Genomic DNA, 20,459 nt, shown 5'->3' with positions numbered 1-20,459 from the left:
GCTGGCCAGTGGCCAGCTGCAGGGGTTGGTGTTGGACAGCAGACCCAAGCCTTCAGGCACGAAACCCGCATCATGCGGGGTTCGGCGAAGCTTACCCGGCATGTTTTGGCCGGGTTAGCTGAGTGGGCTGACGACCTGGCTACGCCAGGGAGCCGAAGGTGGCTCCAAGAAACACCCATCAAGCTTGAAAGACCTATAGGGTTGAAAGCGGAACAAAAGTAGAGGAAAGAGAAGTGAAATGGATACAAAAAGGTAAGAAAAGTTAGGAATTCAAATTGGCATTGAGGACAAGCACAACCGTTCTCGATTGGAAAAGCGTTGCAACTATGGACAAACGATTGTCTCTTTCCTCTGATGTTCGATCTCTATGTTACACTGCTGTTTTTCCAGAGTTTAGTTGCGTGGTGGTATGAAAAAGCGTGAGTTTGATGAATTGCTTACCGGCGTAGGAGTTTTGACCGTCGATGCTTATGCTCAAGAAATGAAACAACTTTTTCCAAATCTGATACTTCCGACACTTCAGTTTGAGGTTTGTAGTCCTGCACATGCCGAGCTTTCTAAATCATGGCGGGATACATCAGTATATAAGGATGGATACGGATGTTGGTCTTGGGAGACGATTTATCACAAGTCGAAATATTCAACCAAAAAGTTTGTTGTGGCAGTATCGAGCAACGGCAAATTTGGTGGACTCTTTTCTGGAAAATTATCATCAAATGAAGTAGAGCTGCAGTTTGTACATCGTGATGTTGACTGCCCCTCACTCAAGGGGTTCATGATCCCAGCGTCTGTGACGTTTTCGGCTTTTTTAGGTCTGGCCATGTCTCGCGACGTTCTTTCTGTGTGTGAGCCAGCTAAAGCGATTGTTGACCGGTATGAAACGAGTATGAAAGGAGATGTTGCTTTTACATACAATAATCAAAAGGAAGTGCTTCGGATGAGTGTTCCAGTTGATGAGGTTGTATCCCCACCAACTGATCAGTAGAGGACTAACTTTTATTAGTGTCTTGCGCCGCTACAGTTGGTTCATTTTCGACGTACAGCACTGCTCTCTTATCTTCTGCGGAGAGATTTGGATATAGAGTAACACCTGCTTTACGCATAGCATCTAAGCGCTGCATTGGTGTCATATCTTTAAATTTTGTCATCTCATCTACCCTCAAGCTCATGCATAACGCAGATACCGCGTTTAAATAATTCTATACGGATTACCAAATTTACTCAACCAAAGGTTGAATACTCCTTGTACAGGGCTTTGCACCCAGAAGCGAAGCGGATATGCGTCACTGACATCTTCCTTCACGACATAAGGTAGTTATCCACATTAAGGGTGCATATCCGGCGTAGAACCCTGTGAATAACCTCGCCACCTCGCGTCTTAAACCGCCGCACCAGAGGTGTACGTTTTTCACTCAACAAGGATTGGTCAACTACTGCCTGGCAACTTTATTCCTTTGAAAAGCAATGCGCTGCTTTGACACACCATTATTTCTACCGATCCCACTTGCAAGCCCTATAGGTAACATCAATAATACACTGTATAAATATACAGGTAAATGATGTTATGACGATTGAAATTTTTAAATACTCACCAGGCACAGCCCCACTCGCACTGCCACTTTTTGCTGACTCATGTGCGGCAGGGTTCCCAAGCCCGGCGCAGGACTACATCGAAGCTCAGTTGGATCTCAACGAATTTTGTATACGGCATCCCTCCGCAACCTACTTTGTGCGGGCAGAAGGCGAGTCAATGGTAGAAGCTGGCATTCTGTCTGGTGATCTGCTGATTGTTGATAAGGCGGTCAAACCCACGCATGGCGACATTGTGATCGCTGCAGTCGCCGGTGAATTCACTGTCAAACGGTTGTGTACTACTCCGCGTCTTTGCCTGCAGCCAATGAATCCCGCCTACAGCCCGATATTTGTCGATCCGGACGAACTGGACATATTTGGTGTGGTCATGCACGCCATCCATACGCTTCGTTGAGCGAGGTGCCTATGTATCTGCTGTGTGATGTCAATTCGATGTATGCCAGCTGCGAACAGCTCTTTAGGCCTGATCTCAAAGGAAAACCGGTGATCGCTCTCAGTAACAACGACGGAGCGATTGTGGCGGCCAACGCGCAAGCAAAGAAGCTGGGAGTTAAACGTGGCACACCGTACTTTCAGGCCAAAGCGCTGATCGAGCAAAACCGCATAGCGTGCTTCAGCTCGAACTATGCGCTCTACGGCGACATGAGTTCACGCGTCATGGCCACACTTGAAGCTCTGGCCCCCCGGCTTGAGATTTACTCGATCGACGAGGCGTTTTTGGACGTCACCGGCATCAATACCTGTGAGCCTTTACTCAATTTTGGCCGTCGCGTACGGGCAACAGTGGCACAGCAAACCGGGCTGACGTGCGGAATTGGCATAGCGCAAACGCGTACGCTAGCCAAGTTGGCCAACTACGCAGCAAAGACATGGCCAGGAACGGGGGGCGTGGTTGATTTGAGCGATCGCCAACGGCAGCGCAAGCTCATGGCACTGCTGCCGATCGATGAAGTGTGGGGCATCGGCCGCAAGCTCTCTGCCAAGCTAAAAATCATGGGGATAGAAACGGTGCTGCAGCTGGCCGACGCCAACCTACAGTTGATGAAACGTACGTTTGGCGTGGTGGTAGAACGTACAGTACGTGAACTCAATGGTACGCCGTGCATCTCTATCGATGCGCTGCCGGCGAAGCAACAGATCATCTGCAGTCGCAGTTTTGGTGAGCGCGTCACGCAGCTGCAGGACATGCGCCAGGCAGTCTGCCAATATGCAGAACGGGCAGCGGAAAAGTTGCGCCAGGAACGCCAGTATTGCCGTCACGTCAGCGTTTTTGTGCGCACCAGCCCGTATTCCAACGATCCGTATTATGGCAACAACGCCAACCAGGTGTTGATGTTGGCCAGCCAGGACACGCGGGATATCGTTGCTGCTGCAATGAAAGCTCTCGACCAGATTTGGCGCGATGGCTACCGGTATCAAAAGGGCGGGGATCATGCTCAATGATTTCTGTAGCCGTCCAGGTCAGATCGATATGTTCGACGACACACCGCCACGGGCCAACAGCGATAATCTGATGAAGGTTGTCGATCGCATTAATGGTACGGGATTGGGTAAGATATGGTTTGGCGGTCAGGGGATTGATAAAGGCTGGCGAATGAAGCGCGAGATGCTCTCCCCTGCCTACACGACTCGATGGAAGGATCTCCCCAGGGCAATCATTAAATGACCTATAGCAAGGAAGTGCTGGCACCCTATGGAATTGTTCAAACTGGCCCCGAATTTGGTACCTTTGGCGAACGCCGCTGCCTATTTGAAATACCGCTCGCTACAGGGCGCACGGTCTGGATGGATCAGCGCCTGACAAAGCAATCAGACTATTGGATCGTGCTTGTCGAAAAGCGGCCCTTCCTGCAGGCCTGGGCACGTGCTCACCAAGAACGTCACCTGGCAGTCGGCGATGAGTCCATCTGGCGCCAAGACAGAAAATTTGCTAGCGCTGATGATGGATTTTCGCCTGGAAGGGAAAACCCTGTGCCACTGGCAGAATGTGGGGGAGATTACGTGGTTGAAAAGGGTCTTCCCGCTCTCAGGTTGTGTTTTGGCAATGGTGTGACCAGGACGATCTGGCTGCTGGCCAATGGCGTGGAACGTTTTCCCGTCAAGGTTTCGACTGCCAGGACTGCACAGTTGATCCACCGTGGCGCAGGCGTAAAATCTACCTGCCCGCTATCCATTAGTGGGCTTTACGAAGTGATTTATCCTTGAATAAGCGTAACTCGGATGCTGATTTCCGCCCTTGCCATCAGACCATAGCCGAAGGCCCGAAACCCGCGCTTTTGCGGGGTTCGGCGGAGCTTACCCGGCAACGAGCCGGGTTAGCGTAGTCCGGTTGACGACCCTGCGCAGCTGGGGAGCCGAAGGGGGCCATACTGCCGTTAACGTGTTTTGCCCTGGGATCGCTGTCAATCCATCTCGGTAGATCAGCGATCGGCGACCAGATAGACCTCACACGAATTGACAGTAAAGTTAGGAAGAACGAAATGAGGAGGAAGAGGAAGAAGAGCGGCATGTGTAAGAACGGCGCCGCAGGCGCCGTCATCACCCTGCTTTTGCCGCCAGGTGTTGACCGCCCAGGGCAAGGCATGACACTGAGGCCCAGAGAGTCCGAGCCTCGTCGTCAATCAGAACGAAATGGTCACATGCTCAATGCCGCAGGCTTTTGCATAGCGGGCAATGGTTTCAACACTCGATTTCGTCACGTTGTTTTCCATCCGGCTGACGGTCGAGGCATTAACGCCCATGGCCTTGGCAACTTGAGCGCTGGTAAGTCCTGCCACATTGCGCCACTCGGCCAACGTCGCCTGTAGACGCTCTTTGCGAATTTCATCCTCCATCGCTGCCTTGTACTCACTGTTTTCCATCATTTCGGCCTGAACCTGAGCATGAGTTTTATACTTTGTCATTTATCATCTCCTCGAGTCGCTGCATTGCCAGATCAATTTCACTTTTTGGGGTTTTGGGTGTCTTTTTAATAAAGATCCTGAGCATAAAAATGCGCTCCCCTTTCTGATATACCCATATCCCGCGAGAGATATCTTTTCCCATCGAGCGGATCTCATAGAGACCATTACCCAGTGGCTTGGTATCCGGCTCTCGCAGTTGCCGGGGGTCACTCTCCAGCTTGCCGATGATCCGGGACAGTTTCGCGGCAACGACCGGGGGTAGCTCCTTCAATTCCTTTTCCGCTTCGTAGTGATAGATTACCGTGAACATCATTCCATCCCTGTGCCTTAACTATTATTGCATTATAATGCAATTTGCATTGTGATGCAATTTCTATGACCTTTGCCTCATGTTAATTCAGCGGCGGGATCCCACCGCTGAACCACGATTAGGCCAAACAGTTATAGGTCACACGGTAATCGAGATACTTAGTTCCACGCATGATTTCTTCGACATGCACAACGTTATGCGCCACATTATTGATAATCATGATCTGCTCGATTGCGGCGTGTAGATGGCTACGCTCTATCTTTTCGGGCACTACAGCCAGTGATGTATCGGGAACGTTGACGGGCATCCACAAATTGTTATCAGCACCCGATAAAGGGGTATCGCAGAAGTGGATAGATGGCGTTCCTTTGAGCACGGTTAGAATGACAGTAAGGGTTTTGCGGCTATTAACGGGAATATTCATGATGGCTCCTGTGAGTATGGCGTATTGCCGAAGAGGAAATGGCCTTCCATTTCCTACAAAGGTATTATGCAATAAAACCCGTTAAATATCAATTATGATATCCTATGGCATCACTAATTTCGCATGCGAAAATGATTGAATGGAAGGCGACAAGGATATTGTGGAAGAGATCGGCTCGATCAAATCGCCGGAATTGCGTTGCCCTATGCAGCTCTGCGCGCCCCCTTCCTGCCAGGCGAATTTTTGCGGAGCCTGCCAGCGTACAGCAATGTTAGTGCCGCCGGTCGAAGACAAGCGACACTGACAGCGATGGCTGAGAGTTTCGCATGCGAAATATCACATCGCCCTGGGTACTCGATGAGTCTAAGATCTATGTGCCGCTTGGTGTGTCCTGGTTAGGCTCTACTATCTGAATGTTATACAACTTTTCCAGCTCTCTGATTTTTGCCAGGCGATCCTGTTCCAGGGTCTTTATTTTGTAGCGCCGTCTAATGACTCCCCGAAAGCTGTTCATGGATGGGGTAACACGCCGGTTATCCCGTAGCGTTTCGGCCAGCTCTGCCAATTTAGTAAAAAACGAGCGGTCACGCTCTCCAGCTATATCTAGCTTAAGCCCTGTCTGTATCAATGCGCTCACCTGTTCCTCGGTAAGTTCATTGTTGAGATACTTTTTACGCTGGTACTTTACCCAATCGACCAGAGCGGAGCCCTTTGTTACCTCACCAGAATCATTGACCTCTGTTTTTAGTAGACGCAGATTGGCCTCAAAGTTGTGCTTGGAGATATCAAATGTAACGCCCAGGGAGTTGAGAGCATCTTCCTGATAAGCAGGTAATGTACCGCTTCGGTGAGCCGCCCTTCGCGCCTTAATGAACTGAAGGAACGGTCCGGTTGACGCATCAGAAACTGTATTCCCAGCCTCCAAATAGGCGCGTAACTCTTCAAGGTTCTGATAAAACAACTCCTGATTGTAATCCCAGATGAAACCCAACTCATCGAGAATACGTTTTTTTTCGGGATCCAGACGGTTACGTGCGTACAGCGCTCGCATGTGTTTTACCCATATCCCAAAGCTCCCCGCGTTCGCAGTTAATACGCGGCTGTGCCCGTTAATACTTATAAACTCTTTCAGCTGTTCCACGCGATCGAGGAACGTCTTATTGAAGGATGTATAGACTTTTAGATAGATCAAATCTGCGAGCTTATGCACATCAAAACTGCTGTCGTCCGTATACCTGAAAAATGACGGTAGTAACGTGTGACCTGGTGTGCTGCTGTCTGGGGAATACAATTTAATCGCGCGATGTAGGAGTTCATCGTTCTCTGAGAGCGAGTTTAAAACCTGCATGATGGCAGAGAAATCGCTGTACTCTACCGCGTTATCACCACTGAGTACCGGCAGGATGATATAACCAAAGTCCTTGCCTGGGTACTTGCGCATTGCCCTACCGGCACATTGGATGATATCAATCGGCGATGTCTTGCTGCTGCAGAACATGGTGGCGTCGGTTGCCGGAACATTCATCCCTTCATTCAGGCACCGGGCGTTAGTGATCACACACGAATCACTGTCCTTATAAATGGCGAAATGGGCATTACGGGTATAAGGCCCCTGCAGGCTAGATACATGGGTGACCGGGGTATCGAGTACATCGGAAAAGATGGTCGCCGCCTTGCTCGCCTCATCGATCGTGGCATGGTAGGTGATGACTTTTTTTAGCCCGTACTGCTCCATTGCTCGCTTAAGGGTGAGCGCAATAGCATAGGTTTTGTGTTCTGAGGTGGAAATGGTTTTCTCTTTCAGATAGCTGCGAACTTCATCATCGGTGACACAGGCGACCAACAGTTTATAGTCGCTGATAACGCCGTCTTCAATGGCTTCGCGGATCTGATAGGTATAAACGAGTTTTCCGTAGAGTTCTTCATTGTCCATACTGAAGAATTCTGTATCGTCATCTTTCTCATTGTAGGATGCGTGCCGTGGGGTAGCGGTCATCCCGAGGCGCTTAATGACGTTCGGATAGCCTGTCAGTGTCTGGTTGAATAACGTACTCAACTTTCCTGCAGTCCGATGCATCTCATCGTAGATCACCAAATCGACCTGGATGCCACTCTCGGCCAGCACTGTGAGCAACACTGGCGCGGAGTTGTAGGTCGTGACTATGGCCCTTTTTCCCGGATGTTCTCCCAGGAATACCTCTGGCTCAATCGCATTTTCACTGTGATATTGAAACACGCGCCGATCGGTTGTTTGCCGGTATTCGTCAGCAATCTGGTCAACTAACATAATGGTCGGAGCGACAATCACTGTCACCAGGGCGTGGAGTCGATCTGCGATCATGGCTCCGGTATATGTTTTGCCTGAACCACAGCACATGACAACAAGTGCATTGTCAGCCGTGCTCAGCTCCTGGACAGCGAGTTCGGTGGCTTTCTCCTGGAAATACTTAGGTGTAAACATCAGGCGCTCATTATTCAAATCAGATTGGCAATGCCGGCAGACAAGCATTCTCCTGCAACAGAGTTGGTGATTTTCCACATTACGACGTTGCGCTTGCCTGTGGCCTTCTCAAACTCATCAATCGTCATGTAAAAATTCAACGTGATGCGTTCACCTTTGCGACGAAATTCCTCAAAGCGGTCTTCGGTCATGTTGTCGCGCAGGGTAGCGAAATCGGTGATCTCATTGGCTACATCATCAGGGACAGCGCGAGAACCGTCCTCCCACCGCTGCCAGGTACGAGTTGTCACCTGACCGATATGCTCGGCGGCCTCACTGCATTCCAAAGCGAGGATCTGACGGAGCGCTTTTAATTCTTTGTTTGTCATAATACGGCCCGATAGCAAGCCGCCCTTCAGGACGGCTGCAATGATTATTTTTCGATGATATTGAAGATTTGGCGCAGCAGGGATGCATGGTTATAGCTTTCTTTGTCGATGCAGGTAAAGTCACCGCGCTCAACGTTGAAAACTTCGCCATTGTGATTGACGTTATGAATAGCGTGGTGCTCTGCCAGGGCTTCTACTTCGGCAAACTTATCTGCGGGAACATCATAAGCGATGGTGATAGTCGTGGTCATTTTTCGTCTCTCTCTTTAGAGGTGATCCGAGCTAATCCCGAACCATGGGTCTAGTATAGGTCGCGAACGCGACCACCGCAAGAGACATACTTCACAACTTTAGGGGGCTAGCTAACGACTGAGGATAAGCAGCCGGGAATTTCGCATGCGAAATCGAGCTGGCAAGGTCACCACGACGTTTACCTGGTGAACCCAGGCTGTTGAACCCGAAAATCCAGAATCGCACTTAGCGCGGCACTGAAGAGCTATACGGGATTCTTTTACATGTCCTTTCTTAATGCCCGTTTGCCAACGACATAAGCGCCGATCGGACCACAAAACCCAATCACAACGTAGATGCTGTCCCACACGCCGCCTGGATATTGTTTGGTCATCAAATAACAGCCGTACATTGCCGCCGCGTACAGGACATAAACATAAAAGGTCCACCGGAAAAAGCGGCGTCTAGTATGCCTAATTTGATAGAGCAGCTTCCACCCGTCCCTTGTCTGATCCTCAAACACCTGTTTCATTTTTTGGCTCACCGGTCATTTTTCCTTAAATTGACTTTTCGCATGCGAAACTTTTTACGCTCGTCGATACGCTTTCAAGACCTTTGACGTCAGTTGGTAGTAAGGTGTCGCCCAGCGGCCATTGGGTATTGTCGAGTATGTAGGCTTATCTGCCCTTTTGTCACAATACAGGATTTCAATCACACCGGATTCGGCGAGACGTCTGGCAACGGCGGCAACGTTCGTATCGGTAATATCAATTAATGAAGCTACCGTTTCTTTTTCCAGGATTGTTTCGCCGCGATCGAATGCATCAAGTAGGCAAGCCAGCATCGATGTAGCATAACCAATCCTGCCGGTATCTTTCAAAATACGATCAAGCTCTAAGAACGTCATTTAGGTATTCTCTTTTTACGCGTGCGATAGTGAGCGTCATTTTCCAGGGCAGCGTACAGCCAGCCGGCTGCTACATCGCGATCAAACGTGGGCGGCAACAAACTCAAGAGCAACTCACAGTCTTTTGATTTTATGGTTAACGTGAGGATTGAAGCGCATGCGGCCCACTCAGCATGTTCTTTAGGCATCCACCCGTTTTCCAGCAGCATTGACATGGCCGCCTGCATCCCCCAACGGGGAGTATTGTTTTTAATCCCCCATTCATTGATGGCAGCCCCGGTAAGCGGCCTTCCCCGATCTTGGAGAAAGCCGTTTTTTATGGCGGTATTAACCAGAACGTCTGCAGCTTGTGCAGACGTCAGTTCTGTGGTCATCACCCATGTTTTTACAATTCGCGGTAAGAATTCTTCCGCCAATTGTGCGAAGGGTGTCTTAGTCGTAAGCATTTAGACCTCTTTAATCCCCAGGACCGTCACCTCTTTTGCCTCGATGCAGACTTCACCAACAGGGAGTTTGATCCAGACCAGACCAAATTCGTCCGGCGTTTTGTCCATTACCAGGTAGCCTTCTTCGCCGTCGACCATGACCATGACGCGTCTGCTCGTTACTACTGGTGAGGTAGTAGTCGATGCTGCGAGACTGGCTGATTGATGGTTGCTCTCTATCCTCTCAGTCTGTTGCTCATCGCTGCCTGCGCTAACAGAACTGGTTGCTGTCGGTACAGCTGGTTGCTCAGACGCTCCAGGCAAAATGCCGCTTTCAGGATCATTGGTCTCAACCTTCGCCGGTTGTTGGCCACCGTTATCATTCGCCCCTGGCTGGACGGCAGCGGCCCCTGTAGGCGCAGCCACTTGCTCAGCCCCCCCAACCTCATGGCCATTACTTTCGGATGCCTGGGGCTGTTGACCATCGTTCTCACCCGATGATTGTTGTTCGCTGGTACTCTGGCCATGCTGTTCTCCAGGCTTTGGAGGAACAACCGGTTTCCCTTTCAGCAAGTTCAGTTCTTTAATGGCGTTCCCGCGTGTCAACTTTCCATCGCGTAACAACGCCACCATTTTTTCAGCCCTGTCCGGGTCGATATCGCTGATTTGGCTAAGGGTATAAACCATATCGAGATCTTTGGTGACCTTATCTTTCAATAAGGATTTCACCACTTCCGGCGCATCCAGCAATCGCATGTGCTTGCTGACAAATGTCTGCGGCTTGCCAAGCACCTTTGCGATTTCTGCCTGAGTCATGTTCCAGGTAGTTTTCAGCTCATGCATGTTGTCCGCAGTGGCTAAAGGTTTAAGACCGGACTGGTGAATATTTTCAGTCAGCTGAGTAATGATCCGATGTCGGTCATCCTTCGGTGGGGGACCGACGTAAATATCGATATACTTCTCGCCACGTTTCTTTTCTGATCTCCATCGAGTTTCCCCAAATAATATCCGATAACCTCGTTTGTCACGGGGATAGCAACGTGGTGGTGAAAGGACCCCGACTTCATTGAAACTATTGGCCATGCCTTCTATCGTAGCCTCGTCAAAGTCTTCCTCCGGACGGACCTGTTTAACCGCATAGACTTCATCGATCGGCACGCGAATAATCTGGCCATTCGGTTCTAACTCAGCACGCGCCACATCGCTCAACACGCGGTGGTCCAGCTGTTCCGTTGGCAACGCCACCTCACGTTCCTGCAGGCCTGGTGCTGGCACCACCTCCGGCGCGGAGGTGGCCTGCTGGCGTTGTTCTTTTTGATCCCGCAGCTTATTTTTAAATCCCTTGGCCATGATTAGCCTCCAGTTCGTGCAATGATGGTATCAACCAGGCGATCGTAACTGGCCACGAGTGGGCTTTCTGGATCATGCTGTTTAATCGTAATTGAAAGCTCGATTGCTTCTCGCACTTTGGTTGCTACAAATGGCATCACTTCCAACAGGTATTCTTCGCTAAATCCCTGCTCTTCAAGGATCTCAATCAACATTTCGAGGTTTACCGTATCAACCTGCGCATAACGCCCTTCTAGCATGGGTTTTTTATAGTTTGATACCATAGCGTGAGTGACGAACACCCCGAGAAGTTTCAACTCTGGGTGATAACGTTTTTTGATCTTCTTGAACGTACCAATGTGTTTTTCAACGCCCAGCCGTGCGGTTCTCTCCAGCAGGGTTGGGATCAACAGGTAATCAGCGACAACGTGATTGGCTAACAACGTGTTTGTCCATACCGGTGATGAGTCGATGAGAATGTAGTCATAATTTTCTTTCAACGCTTCAAAGCGCTCTTTAAAGTCAAAAATGCAATCAGCATGCCGGTTATTCACTTCATTTAGATCTTCTGTAGCCCCCATAAATCCCCGGCCGTCTGGCAATGTAATAGGGTTAAATGGTGTATCCGGACCGGCGTACAGACGTGACATGTGTGCTTCACCAGGCACAAATGTTCGCCCTAATGGATTTTCATCAATTTCGGGTGGCAACCCGTCCGGGAACTGGCGTGATGTCAGGCCTCCCATCCAATCGCCATCAACACAACACGTCCGTTTATTGCGGGCCTGCAGCTCATTGGAGATCTCTGTTGTTGAGAAGGTTTTACCAATCCCGCCTTTTTGTGAACAAATTACAATTACTTTTGCAGCCATCTTTGCGTCCTCTTTAAAAATATTTCGCATGCGAAAACAGATAAATCGTTACTGGTGCGGAGCCTGATTGCTATTCAGCTCTCTTCGTTTATTGCCAGGTGCGATGAGTTCGGCATGGATGGCCACGAAAGAATAGCCATATATGTTTGAACCGTCTTTCTCGTACATTTTGTTCTTGATGGTAAAATCAACCGATATTGTGTCACCCAATAAGTACCGATCCGCGATGCGTTCGGCAGCGCTATCATAGGCAATGAGTTCCAGTTTCGTTTGCTGATCACCACGATTGCGCAGCTCGGCGACAGTGAATAAACAGTATTGGGATTCATCACGTTGGATCAGTTGCGGTTGTACCAGTAAACGGCCAACAATGGCATTGTGTTGCATGTTGCATCTCCTATGAGCCGGGCGTTTCGCCGAAGTATCAGGTGGCCTTCCACCTAACGTCCATCAATCTATCAGGATGAAATTTAAATATCAATAAAGATATTTAAAAATCATCATCTTTCTCACATGCTTAACGGTTCCACAATTTCGCATGCGAAATTAAGCAATGTAGGCGACAACTTTTCCTGATTTTGAATCACAAGCGCTGATAAGGGCGTAGCCTTTCTCGGCGAGTTCCATTGTCAGTCTTTCAATTTCCCGCGCCAGGTGCTCCTTTCCACGCGTTGAGAACTGTGACGGCTTACCGTATTCCTCGACAAAATGGGCGATGCTATCCGCTTTAACCTGGACTTTGCGGTAGCTTTCTAAGAGTGGAATACGGGTAATTTTTATCATCCGGCAACAGAGGTCACCATGATTGATAATGTCGGATTTGTAGGGGGTGACATCTTTGGCGTTGTAACGCAGGGGTAGCAACGCTTCAATCTCATGAATTTGGTCAGGGTACAACCTACCTTCAACGAGAGTAAAACCGCGAGTTAGCAGCTCGCCGACTTTGATATCTGATTTGACGGTGGGCAGCCATCCTTTGGTGCCCTGGGAGATATGAAACAACTTCTGGTTCAACATAATGTTGATGCTCCTGTGAGACGGGCGTTTCGCCAACATTCAGGGGATGGCCTTCCATCCCCAACACGAACATTATGTCTCAAGGCCAATAAGATATCAATTTTGATATTTTATTATTTCGCATGCGAAACTTTAAGTCTTACCTGTGCCGCTATTTTAATGCGCGGAGTTGGTCCTTTTCCTCCTCAAGTGAAAGGATCGGCGTGCTTCCCCTGGACAACATTTGGGTTTCATTGATGATTCGTGACCGGATATCGGCGAACTCCCAGTGTGTTAGTCTTCCGTCAATCATCGCGTCAGAAACAACCGCTTTGGTCTGGGAAGACAGGCGTGGCCAGGCCAACGCAATCTCCCTGTATTCTCCCGCTTCAAGTTCCCCGCGAATGTAGATTGCGGTGCCAACACCGGTTAGAAGCGGCAATATGAGCGCCACTGCCAGGTGATCTTTGACGAACGTTAACGCCCTTTTCATTTGGTCTGGTCCTTCAGTTCAGATGACGGCTGGTTCAGGATAATCGTGGTACCCGTTAACCAATTGCTTCCACAACGGATAACTGTCTTGTCTGATTTTTCAAACCAGTCCCCCCCGCCTTTTGAACAATCGGGAATTGCCTCATAAGTAGGAATATCAAACTTCTGATAAACGGTCCCCATGAATGAGGGGTAACTATCGCCATTGATCAACCACAGCCTTTCAACTGTTAACAAAGCTACACAAGCAAAGAACGCTGCGTAAACCCATAGCATTATCTTGCCAAAGGCACGGCTAAAGCGGTTCCGAGAAGTGCTCAAATGACTCACAAGGTACAAAACGGCAATAAACAGGGCGACATAAAAGAATCCCAAAAAAGTCGACCAGTTACGTTGGAGCAGGCCAAATCCGACCCCGAGGGACAAGAACATGCCGATATTAATTTGAAACCAAAATCCTTTCATTGAACATCCTTGAAAGGCCCGCACCAGGCGGGCCAAGTTAGTTATCTCATTTTACTTTCGATAGCGGCTAACTCAGTTTCCAATCTTTTCCACTCCTGGTCAATGAGTTGGAGATTGTACGTCGAGTCAACTACTGATGAAATATCGCCACTCATTTTGATGATGTCATCGCTATTGACCATATTCAACTTTACTAATCTCGATCGCATGGCTTCAAGATCAGACCGATTAGCCAGATCAGTATTAGCGAGACAAATTTCTATCTTCAATATTTGCTCCCGTAACCAATCGCTGTAATCAGAGCGCCTCACAATTCCACTGGCAATGTCCCGCTCTTTCGCCTTGCGCTCTATTTCGCTTATTTGCAGGCTTTGTTGCTTTTTGCTAATCGCCTCCTGCTTTCGTTTTTTTTCTTCTTGCCAGTCTTCATAAGTCGGCAGAATGACCTTAGTGATAAAAAACAGCACAATGATCAACACCCAAAGCCAGCCGTACATAGGCATAATGAGACCGATTATATCTTCAGTAGCGTTCGGAAAATTACTGGGCATCACTGCCTCCTGAAGACGTTTGTTTTTTCAGTTCTTCAAGACGTTGATCTATGTGGGGAGTGCCTAACATATCGAATTGTTTCTTCAGATCTTGCCCTGAAACCTCCTTGGCCATTGAATCTAAAGCAGCTGAATCCGCCTCCAGCTTATCGACTTTGGATCGTATTTTGGTCATGTCGATGGCGTTATTGCCAACCCCCCCCATGATCCGCGACACCTTGCCACTCGTATCTGCAATTTTAGCCCGGGCATCGAGCAGGGTGACCTCGTTTTTCGCGTCTTCATACTCATCGCGCAGCGTGGCGAGTTTGCTTTTCAAGTCCTCGACCTTTGGATTCAATGTCTCCAATGCATTGCTATAGAAGGCAACATTCCTCTCGTATCGTTGCACGTATTGTAAAGCTGTTCTGGCCAAATCATCGCGATCTGCCTGGACGGCGCGATGTGCTCGGTCATTCCAATCGGAGACTGCTTTTTTGCTGGCTTCCAGCTGTTTTTGAAGAAGGTTCTGCTGGCCAATTACTGCAGCAACAACCTCTTCGGTGCTACCGATTTGCACCTCAAAATCTCTCACCATTTGCCGAGCGAGCAGTGCTGGGTCTTCCATCTGATCAACAGCATCATTAGCATTCGCTTTTAAGATCCGTAACAAACGACGTAAAATAGACATAGCCATTTTTGATACTCCACATATTTTAAATGGTCAGGCAGACGGTGGCGTAGGGCGCCACTCCTGCCGTTCTTGAACGCAGGACATAGAGTTAGACTCGTTACATAGCAGACTCCTTTGAGCCAGGCTTCACGCCGTATATTGGAAGCGGCCTTCCGCTTTCAATCTGATAAATGGGTTTTCTTGCTATTCACTTCGTATCAATAGTGATATGTAATTACCTCCATAGTTTCGCATGCGAAATTTTGCAGCCTCACTGACGATGCAACCAAAAATCGCCATATCCAGCTGACAACCCGAGCAAACACCAGACTGGGTAGGGGATCGTTTCTTTGTTCGTAAACCAGTTTTCAATCTGCCCAGGGCTTAAACCAAAGGTATCTGCAAGGCTGGTTTTTGTTTTGCTAGCCTGGGACATCACACAAGCAATTTCAGCGCCTGTAGGTTCTTTCCACCCTGCAGTAAAAGGACAAAAACATTCCTTTCTGACCTGCAGCTGCTTTACGTTGTAAGCACTATGAGTTTCCATTGTTATCTCCGGAGAGGTGCCGCCGCAGCGGCACTTACAATTTAGATCCAGCCCCGTTCTGCGAATGAGGTGGTTTGACCATGGCCTATGACAACGTGGTCGAGGGTTCTTACATCAACCAGGGCCAATGCATTGGTTAGTCCAACCGTTATGTCGCGATCTGCCTTACTAGGTTCAGCTAATCCTGATGGATGGTTATGTGCAAAAATGACGGCGGCAGCATTTAGCTTGATCGCTTCTTTCATTACTTCACGAGGATGCACATTAACGGTGTTAATCGTGCCAAAAAACATACGTTTAAACTCTATCAAACGATGTTGATTATCAAGAAAGAGGACAGCGAACACTTCCCGTTCTTCAGACTCAAGTTGAAGCCGCAAGAAGTTGGTAACGGTCGCAGGTTGAAGGAACATGATGCCTTTCGCTTTAATGCGAGCATCAAGGATCGCAATTGCCTTATGGATGTAATACTCCGCCAGGGCTTCAACGTGCGTTGGAAGGGGGATAGGACGCTGAGACATTGTTTCTCCTTTGAGAATTGGCGTTTCGCCGGTACTAGATGACGGCCTTCCGTCATCTGTTGAGAACAGTATATCAAAGCCAATATTGAATATCAAATATGATATTTAACGGCGTTGATAATTTCGCATGCGAAAGTTTTTCAGAGGCAGCTCGTCGGCAACATCGAATAACAATGCATGCATGGACGCCAGACTTGCATGATTACAAGGGCGGGCCTGGCCCACGGACGGTTTAAAAATCCAGACACACTTTGTGTTGTTAAAAAAACATCACCCGTTGAGTTTCCTCGTCGCGGTGTTGACGTTTTGAGGGGACCAGCTGTTCTTCGCCCCCGGTATTTCCATCACCCGTTTGAGAACCTGCGCCGCAAGGGCGTAAAACGGCACCGGCCGAGGCAGACGTCCAGGGGCAGACACCAAAGTTTTTGACTGCAAAAAGTTTTGTGGCTGTGCTTCAGCTTTCCCCTGGATGGCCAGGAGGACTGTGGCGTTATCAGCCTAGGCGACAGGATCATAAACGGGAGACGCACCGGTCAGAGGGTGAGCTGGGACCCGCCGCAACGCCGTAAGAGCAAGGCGAAACGGCGTTGCTCCCTACACACCGGCAGGGCTTTTATTGCCGGGGTGCAATAAGCGCAGGCCACGGCGCGTCAAAGCGGCGCATCCGGGTACGGATGCTGCGAGCTGGGGTTGCGTCAGGATGGACGCCCGCAGGGCGGAGACAGGTTCACCTGGCTCCGTTCACGACAGCCGACCGGACGCCCATATCGAATAGCTGGAAGAGGTGATAACAATACGTAGACGTCGGAAAACACAGCGAAGGAAACAGAAGGTGATATAAACGGACACCAGGTGATGAAAGAGGCAGACGAAGGCGGAGCGCGGCGCCGTAGGCGCGGCAGCAGCCTTCGCGGCAGGCGTAAGCCTGCCAGGGTGTTTTCGGCGGTAGACAGGTGGCTTTCACCTCCTGCCTAGGCGATTAGCGAATTAGGGTTTTGGATCTTCACGACTGTCGAGCACACGCTCTACTGCATCCTCGACTACTGACCAGTTGATCCCTTCATTAGCATCATAGCTACTTGTTATTTTCATGGCCGCATGGATCTCATCCCTAGTTAGATCTTCTCCCCACACTTTGGACAAAAAGTCTTCATCAAACCAGAGTGAAGCCACGCACAAGTCATCTAGCGAATAATTGTTTTGCAGCCGGGTTATCAGGCTGCCTACTGTCATTTCCATTTCCATACTCTTTCCTCATCCCGCGATCAAGGGCACTATTCTTTGAGGCAAGCAGCGTTGCTGCCTGCCTTGGCCTTTTCATTTCGTCATTCGAGCGCAGCGCTAATCGCGGCACTATCGGGATGGCTTTCGATAAAGTTCCAGAGCTGGAACTCACGCAGCTGGAACAGCTTGATCTGTTCATCGTCGCTACAACCTTTGAGCGCTAAACACCGATAGTTGATGGCTTGCGCTGTCAAAATGATCCCTGCAACCTCGGCGCTGACGGTACGGTCAAACCAGCCTTCGGCGTTGACCATGTGGTATCGATCGCCCGTGGGCATCATGTAGCCGCCGCCTTGCGGAAGCCGTACAAAATGCCAAAATCCGTCTTCGTAGTCAGGCAGGTGTTTACGTGCCAAGGCGTAGACCTTCAATTCGGCAATCATGAAATCCTCGCCAAACAGGTAGGGCAGGAAAGACAGCCGGTCAATTTCTTCGACATTCAGGGCGGTCTGAGTGTGGGAATAGTGCATGGAATACCTCCGTAATTTCATGTTCCGCGACACCGGACGGTGCCGTGCCGACACGACAGCCCGGCGAACAGCGGCGCAATACAAGGGCGTTACCGCAGGCCGCAGCGCAGCGAACGAAAGCCGGTATTTGTACGGTGAGACCGTGAAAATTGAGCGGTCGAACGACGGGAAAATGACGGCGAAAGTGAGCGAGAACGGGCGAGGATAACGGCAACGCGAACCCTTGTATTCGTCGCAGCCGGGCTACAGTGAAGGCACGGCATCCGGCCGTCACAACACGAATGCTGACCAGGTGGGTTTTCAATTCAGGGCCACACCGTGGCCTGGCAAACAGCGGAGTAGAGCGACACCCTTATCGGGTCGAGAAAAGAGGGGCATTTGCCCCTCCTGCTTCAACTTTTCTTGGTAAATGCGCTGTACGTGTTCATGACACTGAGAACCTCTTGCCTGGCGGCATAGCAAACATCCCGCAGGACATCGCGGTCGAACCAACGGCGTGGCGGATCCCCAGGCAAACGTAGCACATCGGTCATCACACTGTAGCCGGTGATCAGCTCTAACGTGTCATTGATGACAATCAGTCGCACGGCACCAAATCGCGCGCCCTGGTTAATTATGGCATCCAGTACCCGACGCACTTCGTCGGGGTTGGACTCATCAAGCCAATTTTCTTCATCGCTTTCCTCAACGACCAGCTTGAAATGCCGGGTGCGCCGGGAAAACAGGTGCGAATATGGTTGGGGCGTCAACGCCGCCTGAATGCGTTTCGCATCATCAAACATTTGCCGACAGGCCTTGCGCACGGACAATGTAACCACCTCGAGTACGATCCTTATTTCCTCTTTGGTCAGCCATTCCAGGGCAAACGGAAAATTGATCTCTGTATTGTCTCCCGGCACAGTCGGCGGTGTGGCATGGCCGCTTTGGTAAAGCACCATTTCGGCATTTGTTCCTGCCAGCTTCTCGATGGCACGACACACATCGTGTCGGTGATCAGGTCTTTCCAACTGATTGCAAAGACGCGGTAAGAGTGCCATTAAATCAGCCGCATCAAGCGTAAGCGTCTCATCCAGACCGTATTGACGTTTATTCAGATGTGAGGTCGGTTTTCCACGGCAGTAGGTCGCGCAGCCGGTTTACCGGCCAGTCCTGGATATGCGTGAGCACATGACGCAACCAAGCTTCCGGCTCTACGCCGTTCAGCCGGCAGGCGCCGATAAGGGAGTACAGTACGGCAGCACGCTCTCCGCCCGCGTCTGAACCCGCGAACAGCCAGTTTTTCCGGCCCAGGGCAACGCCGCGCAGCGCGTTCTCCGCGATGTTGTTGTCTATCTCCGCCCAGCCGTTGCTGCAGTACAGGTTTAACGCGTCCCACTGCTTCAGCAGGTACGCGAATGCCTTTGCCGTATCCGAGTGGCGCGACAGCACCGTCATCTGCACCTGTATCCAGTCGTACAGCGACTGCATCAGCGGGATAGTCTGCTCCTTACGTACTGCCAGCCGTTCTTCTGCCGGGCTGCCGCGTATCTCCGCCTCGATGGCGTACAGCTCACCGATGCGCCTCAGCGCTTCGGTGGTGATATCTGTCGGCGTGCGGGCGTGAACGTCGTGGATTTTTCGGCGGGCATGGGCCATGCAGGCCGCTTCCGTGATGCGGCCGTCTTCGTACAGCGCGTTATAGCCGCCGTACGCGTCCGCCTGCAGGATGCCGCCGTACCCGGCAAGGTGACGTTGCGGATGCACGCCCTTACGGTCCGGCGAGTACGCGAACCACACCGCGGGCGGCAGCTGTGAACCGGCATTGCGGTCATCACGCACGTAGACCCACAGCCGGGCCGTGCGCGTCTTGCCGCTGCCCGGCTCCTGCACTGGCACAGGGATATCGTCGGTGTGCACCTTACCCGGCATCAGAACGTACTGACGCAGCAGGTCGTACAGCGGCTCAAGCAGCTCGCTGACCGCACCGGACCAGCGCCCCAGCGTGGCACGGCTCAGCTCCACGCCCTGCCGGCGGTATATTTCCGACTGGCGGTAGTGCGGCGTATGTTCCGCGAACTTCGCCGTGACGATGCGGGCCAGCAGGCCGGGGCCTGCGTAGCTGCGCTCGATGGGTTTTGACGGCGCGGGGGCCTGTGCGATGTGGTCACAGCTGCAGCAGGCCAGCTTCGGCCGCTGCGTTTCGATAACCTTGAAGGCGCTGCTGATGAGCTCCAGCTGCTCCGACACGTCGCAGCCCAGCGAAGTGAGCTCGCCGCCGCATTCCGGGCAGGCGGTTTCTGCCGGCGGCAGCGTGCGGGTTTCGCGGGGAAGCGAGGCGGGCAGCGGCTTGCGGGCGGAAGACTGGCGCAGCGGCTGCGGGAGTACCGGGTCGTGCTGCTCACCCAGCACCTCCGCCATCTCCTCCTGCAGGGCGCCGATGCGCTCCTCCGCCTCACTGACCTGGCGCGCTGTTTTCTCACGCAGCTTTTCGGAGCTTTTGCCGAACTGCATACGCTGAAGCTTAGCGACCAGCGCCTTCAGCCGGCTGATTTCGCTGGCGTACGCCGCCACCCGCTGCGAGAGCAGGCGGTTATACTCCGCCATTTTGCGGATGGTCGTTTGCTGCTCCTGCAGCAGCGCCCTGAGCCGGGCGTTTTCATCGGGGTATGAGGTGTCCAT

General features: G+C 50.9%; 28 protein-coding genes and 1 pseudogene. 5 read left to right on the top strand and 24 right to left on the bottom strand.

The annotated features are described in order from the left end of the window. Nucleotides 1–409 precede the first annotated feature (409 nt). A complete protein-coding gene (locus tag KGP26_RS28960; protein ID WP_223499745.1) occupies nt 410–985 on the top strand; it encodes a hypothetical protein in 576 nt (191 codons plus the stop codon). 4 nt (nt 986–989) lie between these two features. On the opposite strand, the gene KGP26_RS28955 is transcribed toward KGP26_RS28960, so the two are convergent. Continuing rightward, on the bottom strand, nt 990–1,148 hold the full coding sequence (locus KGP26_RS28955; protein ID WP_223499746.1) for a hypothetical protein: 159 nt from the start codon (nt 1,146–1,148) through the stop codon (nt 990–992). Nucleotides 1,149–1,564: 416 nt separating this feature from the next. Here KGP26_RS28955 and umuD point away from each other — a divergent pair, with 416 nt between their 5' ends. From umuD to KGP26_RS28940, 3 genes and pseudogenes are all read left to right on the top strand, one after another. After that, on the top strand, nt 1,565–1,987 hold the full coding sequence (gene umuD, locus KGP26_RS28950) for a translesion error-prone DNA polymerase V autoproteolytic subunit (protein WP_223499747.1): 423 nt from the start codon (nt 1,565–1,567) through the stop codon (nt 1,985–1,987). Between the two features lie 11 nt (nt 1,988–1,998). Next, nucleotides 1,999–3,259: pseudogene (gene umuC / locus KGP26_RS28945) on the top strand (translesion error-prone DNA polymerase V subunit UmuC). Continuing rightward, nucleotides 3,256–3,798 carry a hypothetical protein gene (locus KGP26_RS28940; RefSeq protein ID WP_223499748.1) on the top strand — a complete coding sequence of 181 codons (543 nt, stop codon included), beginning with the start codon at nt 3,256–3,258 and terminating at the stop codon, nt 3,796–3,798. Before umuC ends, KGP26_RS28940 begins: the two are co-directional and overlap by 4 nt. 416 nt (nt 3,799–4,214) lie before the next feature. On the opposite strand, the gene KGP26_RS28935 is transcribed toward KGP26_RS28940, so the two are convergent. The 21 genes from KGP26_RS28935 to KGP26_RS28830 form a co-directional block, all read right to left on the bottom strand. Continuing rightward, entirely contained in the window at nt 4,215–4,496 is a 282-nt protein-coding gene (locus tag KGP26_RS28935; protein WP_223499749.1) for a helix-turn-helix transcriptional regulator, read from the bottom strand. Then, nucleotides 4,483–4,806, bottom strand: coding sequence for a type II toxin-antitoxin system RelE/ParE family toxin (locus KGP26_RS28930; protein ID WP_059202210.1), 324 nt, complete (start codon nt 4,804–4,806; stop codon nt 4,483–4,485). The genes KGP26_RS28935 and KGP26_RS28930 overlap by 14 nt, the downstream gene beginning before the upstream one ends. Before the next feature lie 118 nt (nt 4,807–4,924). Continuing rightward, nucleotides 4,925–5,230: a hypothetical protein gene (locus KGP26_RS28925; RefSeq protein ID WP_223499750.1), complete on the bottom strand. Its 306-nt coding sequence runs from the start codon at nt 5,228–5,230 to the stop codon at nt 4,925–4,927. Nucleotides 5,231–5,600: 370 nt separating this feature from the next. Further along, complete coding sequence (locus KGP26_RS28920; protein WP_223499751.1) at nt 5,601–7,691, bottom strand: DEAD/DEAH box helicase; 2,091 nt, start codon at nt 7,689–7,691, stop codon at nt 5,601–5,603. A gap of 14 nt (nt 7,692–7,705) precedes the next feature. After that, the gene (locus KGP26_RS28915) at nt 7,706–8,059 is read right to left on the bottom strand and encodes a DUF1870 family protein (protein ID WP_223499752.1); all 354 of its coding nucleotides are present in this window, start codon (nt 8,057–8,059) and stop codon (nt 7,706–7,708) included. Nucleotides 8,060–8,103: 44 nt separating this feature from the next. Then, on the bottom strand, nt 8,104–8,310 hold the full coding sequence (locus tag KGP26_RS28910) for a hypothetical protein (protein WP_223499753.1): 207 nt from the start codon (nt 8,308–8,310) through the stop codon (nt 8,104–8,106). A 260-nt stretch (nt 8,311–8,570) separates the two neighbouring features. Continuing rightward, nucleotides 8,571–8,834, bottom strand: coding sequence for a hypothetical protein (locus tag KGP26_RS28905; RefSeq protein ID WP_223499754.1), 264 nt, complete (start codon nt 8,832–8,834; stop codon nt 8,571–8,573). Between the two features lie 42 nt (nt 8,835–8,876). After that, nucleotides 8,877–9,197 carry a hypothetical protein gene (locus KGP26_RS28900; protein ID WP_223499755.1) on the bottom strand — a complete coding sequence of 107 codons (321 nt, stop codon included), beginning with the start codon at nt 9,195–9,197 and terminating at the stop codon, nt 8,877–8,879. Further along, the gene (locus tag KGP26_RS28895; RefSeq protein WP_223499756.1) at nt 9,194–9,643 is read right to left on the bottom strand and encodes a hypothetical protein; all 450 of its coding nucleotides are present in this window, start codon (nt 9,641–9,643) and stop codon (nt 9,194–9,196) included. The genes KGP26_RS28900 and KGP26_RS28895 overlap by 4 nt, the downstream gene beginning before the upstream one ends. Beyond that, nucleotides 9,644–10,972: a ParB/RepB/Spo0J family partition protein gene (locus KGP26_RS28890; RefSeq protein WP_223499757.1), complete on the bottom strand. Its 1,329-nt coding sequence runs from the start codon at nt 10,970–10,972 to the stop codon at nt 9,644–9,646. 2 nt (nt 10,973–10,974) lie between these two features. Beyond that, complete coding sequence (locus tag KGP26_RS28885) at nt 10,975–11,823, bottom strand: ParA family protein (protein WP_223499758.1); 849 nt, start codon at nt 11,821–11,823, stop codon at nt 10,975–10,977. 48 nt (nt 11,824–11,871) lie between these two features. After that, nucleotides 11,872–12,210: a hypothetical protein gene (locus KGP26_RS28880; protein WP_223499759.1), complete on the bottom strand. Its 339-nt coding sequence runs from the start codon at nt 12,208–12,210 to the stop codon at nt 11,872–11,874. Nucleotides 12,211–12,369: 159 nt separating this feature from the next. Further along, complete coding sequence (locus KGP26_RS28875; protein ID WP_223499760.1) at nt 12,370–12,840, bottom strand: hypothetical protein; 471 nt, start codon at nt 12,838–12,840, stop codon at nt 12,370–12,372. A 151-nt stretch (nt 12,841–12,991) separates the two neighbouring features. Beyond that, a complete protein-coding gene (locus KGP26_RS28870; RefSeq protein WP_223499761.1) occupies nt 12,992–13,312 on the bottom strand; it encodes a hypothetical protein in 321 nt (106 codons plus the stop codon). After that, a complete protein-coding gene (locus tag KGP26_RS28865; RefSeq protein ID WP_223499762.1) occupies nt 13,309–13,776 on the bottom strand; it encodes a hypothetical protein in 468 nt (155 codons plus the stop codon). Before KGP26_RS28865 ends, KGP26_RS28870 begins: the two co-directional genes overlap by 4 nt. 41 nt (nt 13,777–13,817) lie before the next feature. After that, complete coding sequence (locus KGP26_RS28860; protein WP_223499763.1) at nt 13,818–14,327, bottom strand: hypothetical protein; 510 nt, start codon at nt 14,325–14,327, stop codon at nt 13,818–13,820. Next, on the bottom strand, nt 14,317–15,003 hold the full coding sequence (locus tag KGP26_RS28855) for a PspA/IM30 family protein (RefSeq protein WP_223499764.1): 687 nt from the start codon (nt 15,001–15,003) through the stop codon (nt 14,317–14,319). Before KGP26_RS28855 ends, KGP26_RS28860 begins: the two co-directional genes overlap by 11 nt. 247 nt (nt 15,004–15,250) lie before the next feature. Next, on the bottom strand, nt 15,251–15,526 hold the full coding sequence (locus KGP26_RS28850) for a homeobox domain-containing protein (RefSeq protein ID WP_223499765.1): 276 nt from the start codon (nt 15,524–15,526) through the stop codon (nt 15,251–15,253). A gap of 41 nt (nt 15,527–15,567) precedes the next feature. Then, nucleotides 15,568–16,047 carry a DNA repair protein RadC gene (gene radC / locus KGP26_RS28845; protein WP_223499766.1) on the bottom strand — a complete coding sequence of 160 codons (480 nt, stop codon included), beginning with the start codon at nt 16,045–16,047 and terminating at the stop codon, nt 15,568–15,570. Nucleotides 16,048–17,034: 987 nt separating this feature from the next. Further along, nucleotides 17,035–17,292, bottom strand: a complete 258-nt coding sequence (locus KGP26_RS28835; protein ID WP_223499767.1) for a hypothetical protein — start codon at nt 17,290–17,292, stop codon at nt 17,035–17,037. 80 nt (nt 17,293–17,372) lie between these two features. Next, the gene (locus tag KGP26_RS28830) at nt 17,373–17,801 is read right to left on the bottom strand and encodes an antirestriction protein (protein ID WP_223499768.1); all 429 of its coding nucleotides are present in this window, start codon (nt 17,799–17,801) and stop codon (nt 17,373–17,375) included. Between KGP26_RS28830 and KGP26_RS28825 the strand changes: the two genes are divergently transcribed. Next, nucleotides 17,800–18,009 (top strand): hypothetical protein, encoded by a 210-nt coding sequence (locus KGP26_RS28825; protein WP_223499769.1) that lies wholly within the window; start codon nt 17,800–17,802, stop codon nt 18,007–18,009. The two genes, KGP26_RS28830 and KGP26_RS28825, sit on opposite strands and share 2 nt — an antisense overlap. 184 nt (nt 18,010–18,193) lie before the next feature. Here KGP26_RS28825 and KGP26_RS28820 read toward each other — a convergent pair whose 3' ends face one another. Then, complete coding sequence (locus KGP26_RS28820; protein WP_223499770.1) at nt 18,194–18,838, bottom strand: hypothetical protein; 645 nt, start codon at nt 18,836–18,838, stop codon at nt 18,194–18,196. Nucleotides 18,839–18,887: 49 nt separating this feature from the next. Continuing rightward, a complete protein-coding gene (locus KGP26_RS28815; protein WP_223499771.1) occupies nt 18,888–20,459 on the bottom strand; it encodes an IS66 family transposase in 1,572 nt (523 codons plus the stop codon).

The sequence above is a fragment of the Serratia sp. JSRIV002 genome (assembly GCF_019968725.1).
GTDB lineage: Bacteria > Pseudomonadota > Gammaproteobacteria > Enterobacterales > Enterobacteriaceae > Chania > Chania fonticola_B.
This window is presented reverse-complemented; position numbering and strand designations above follow the sequence as displayed.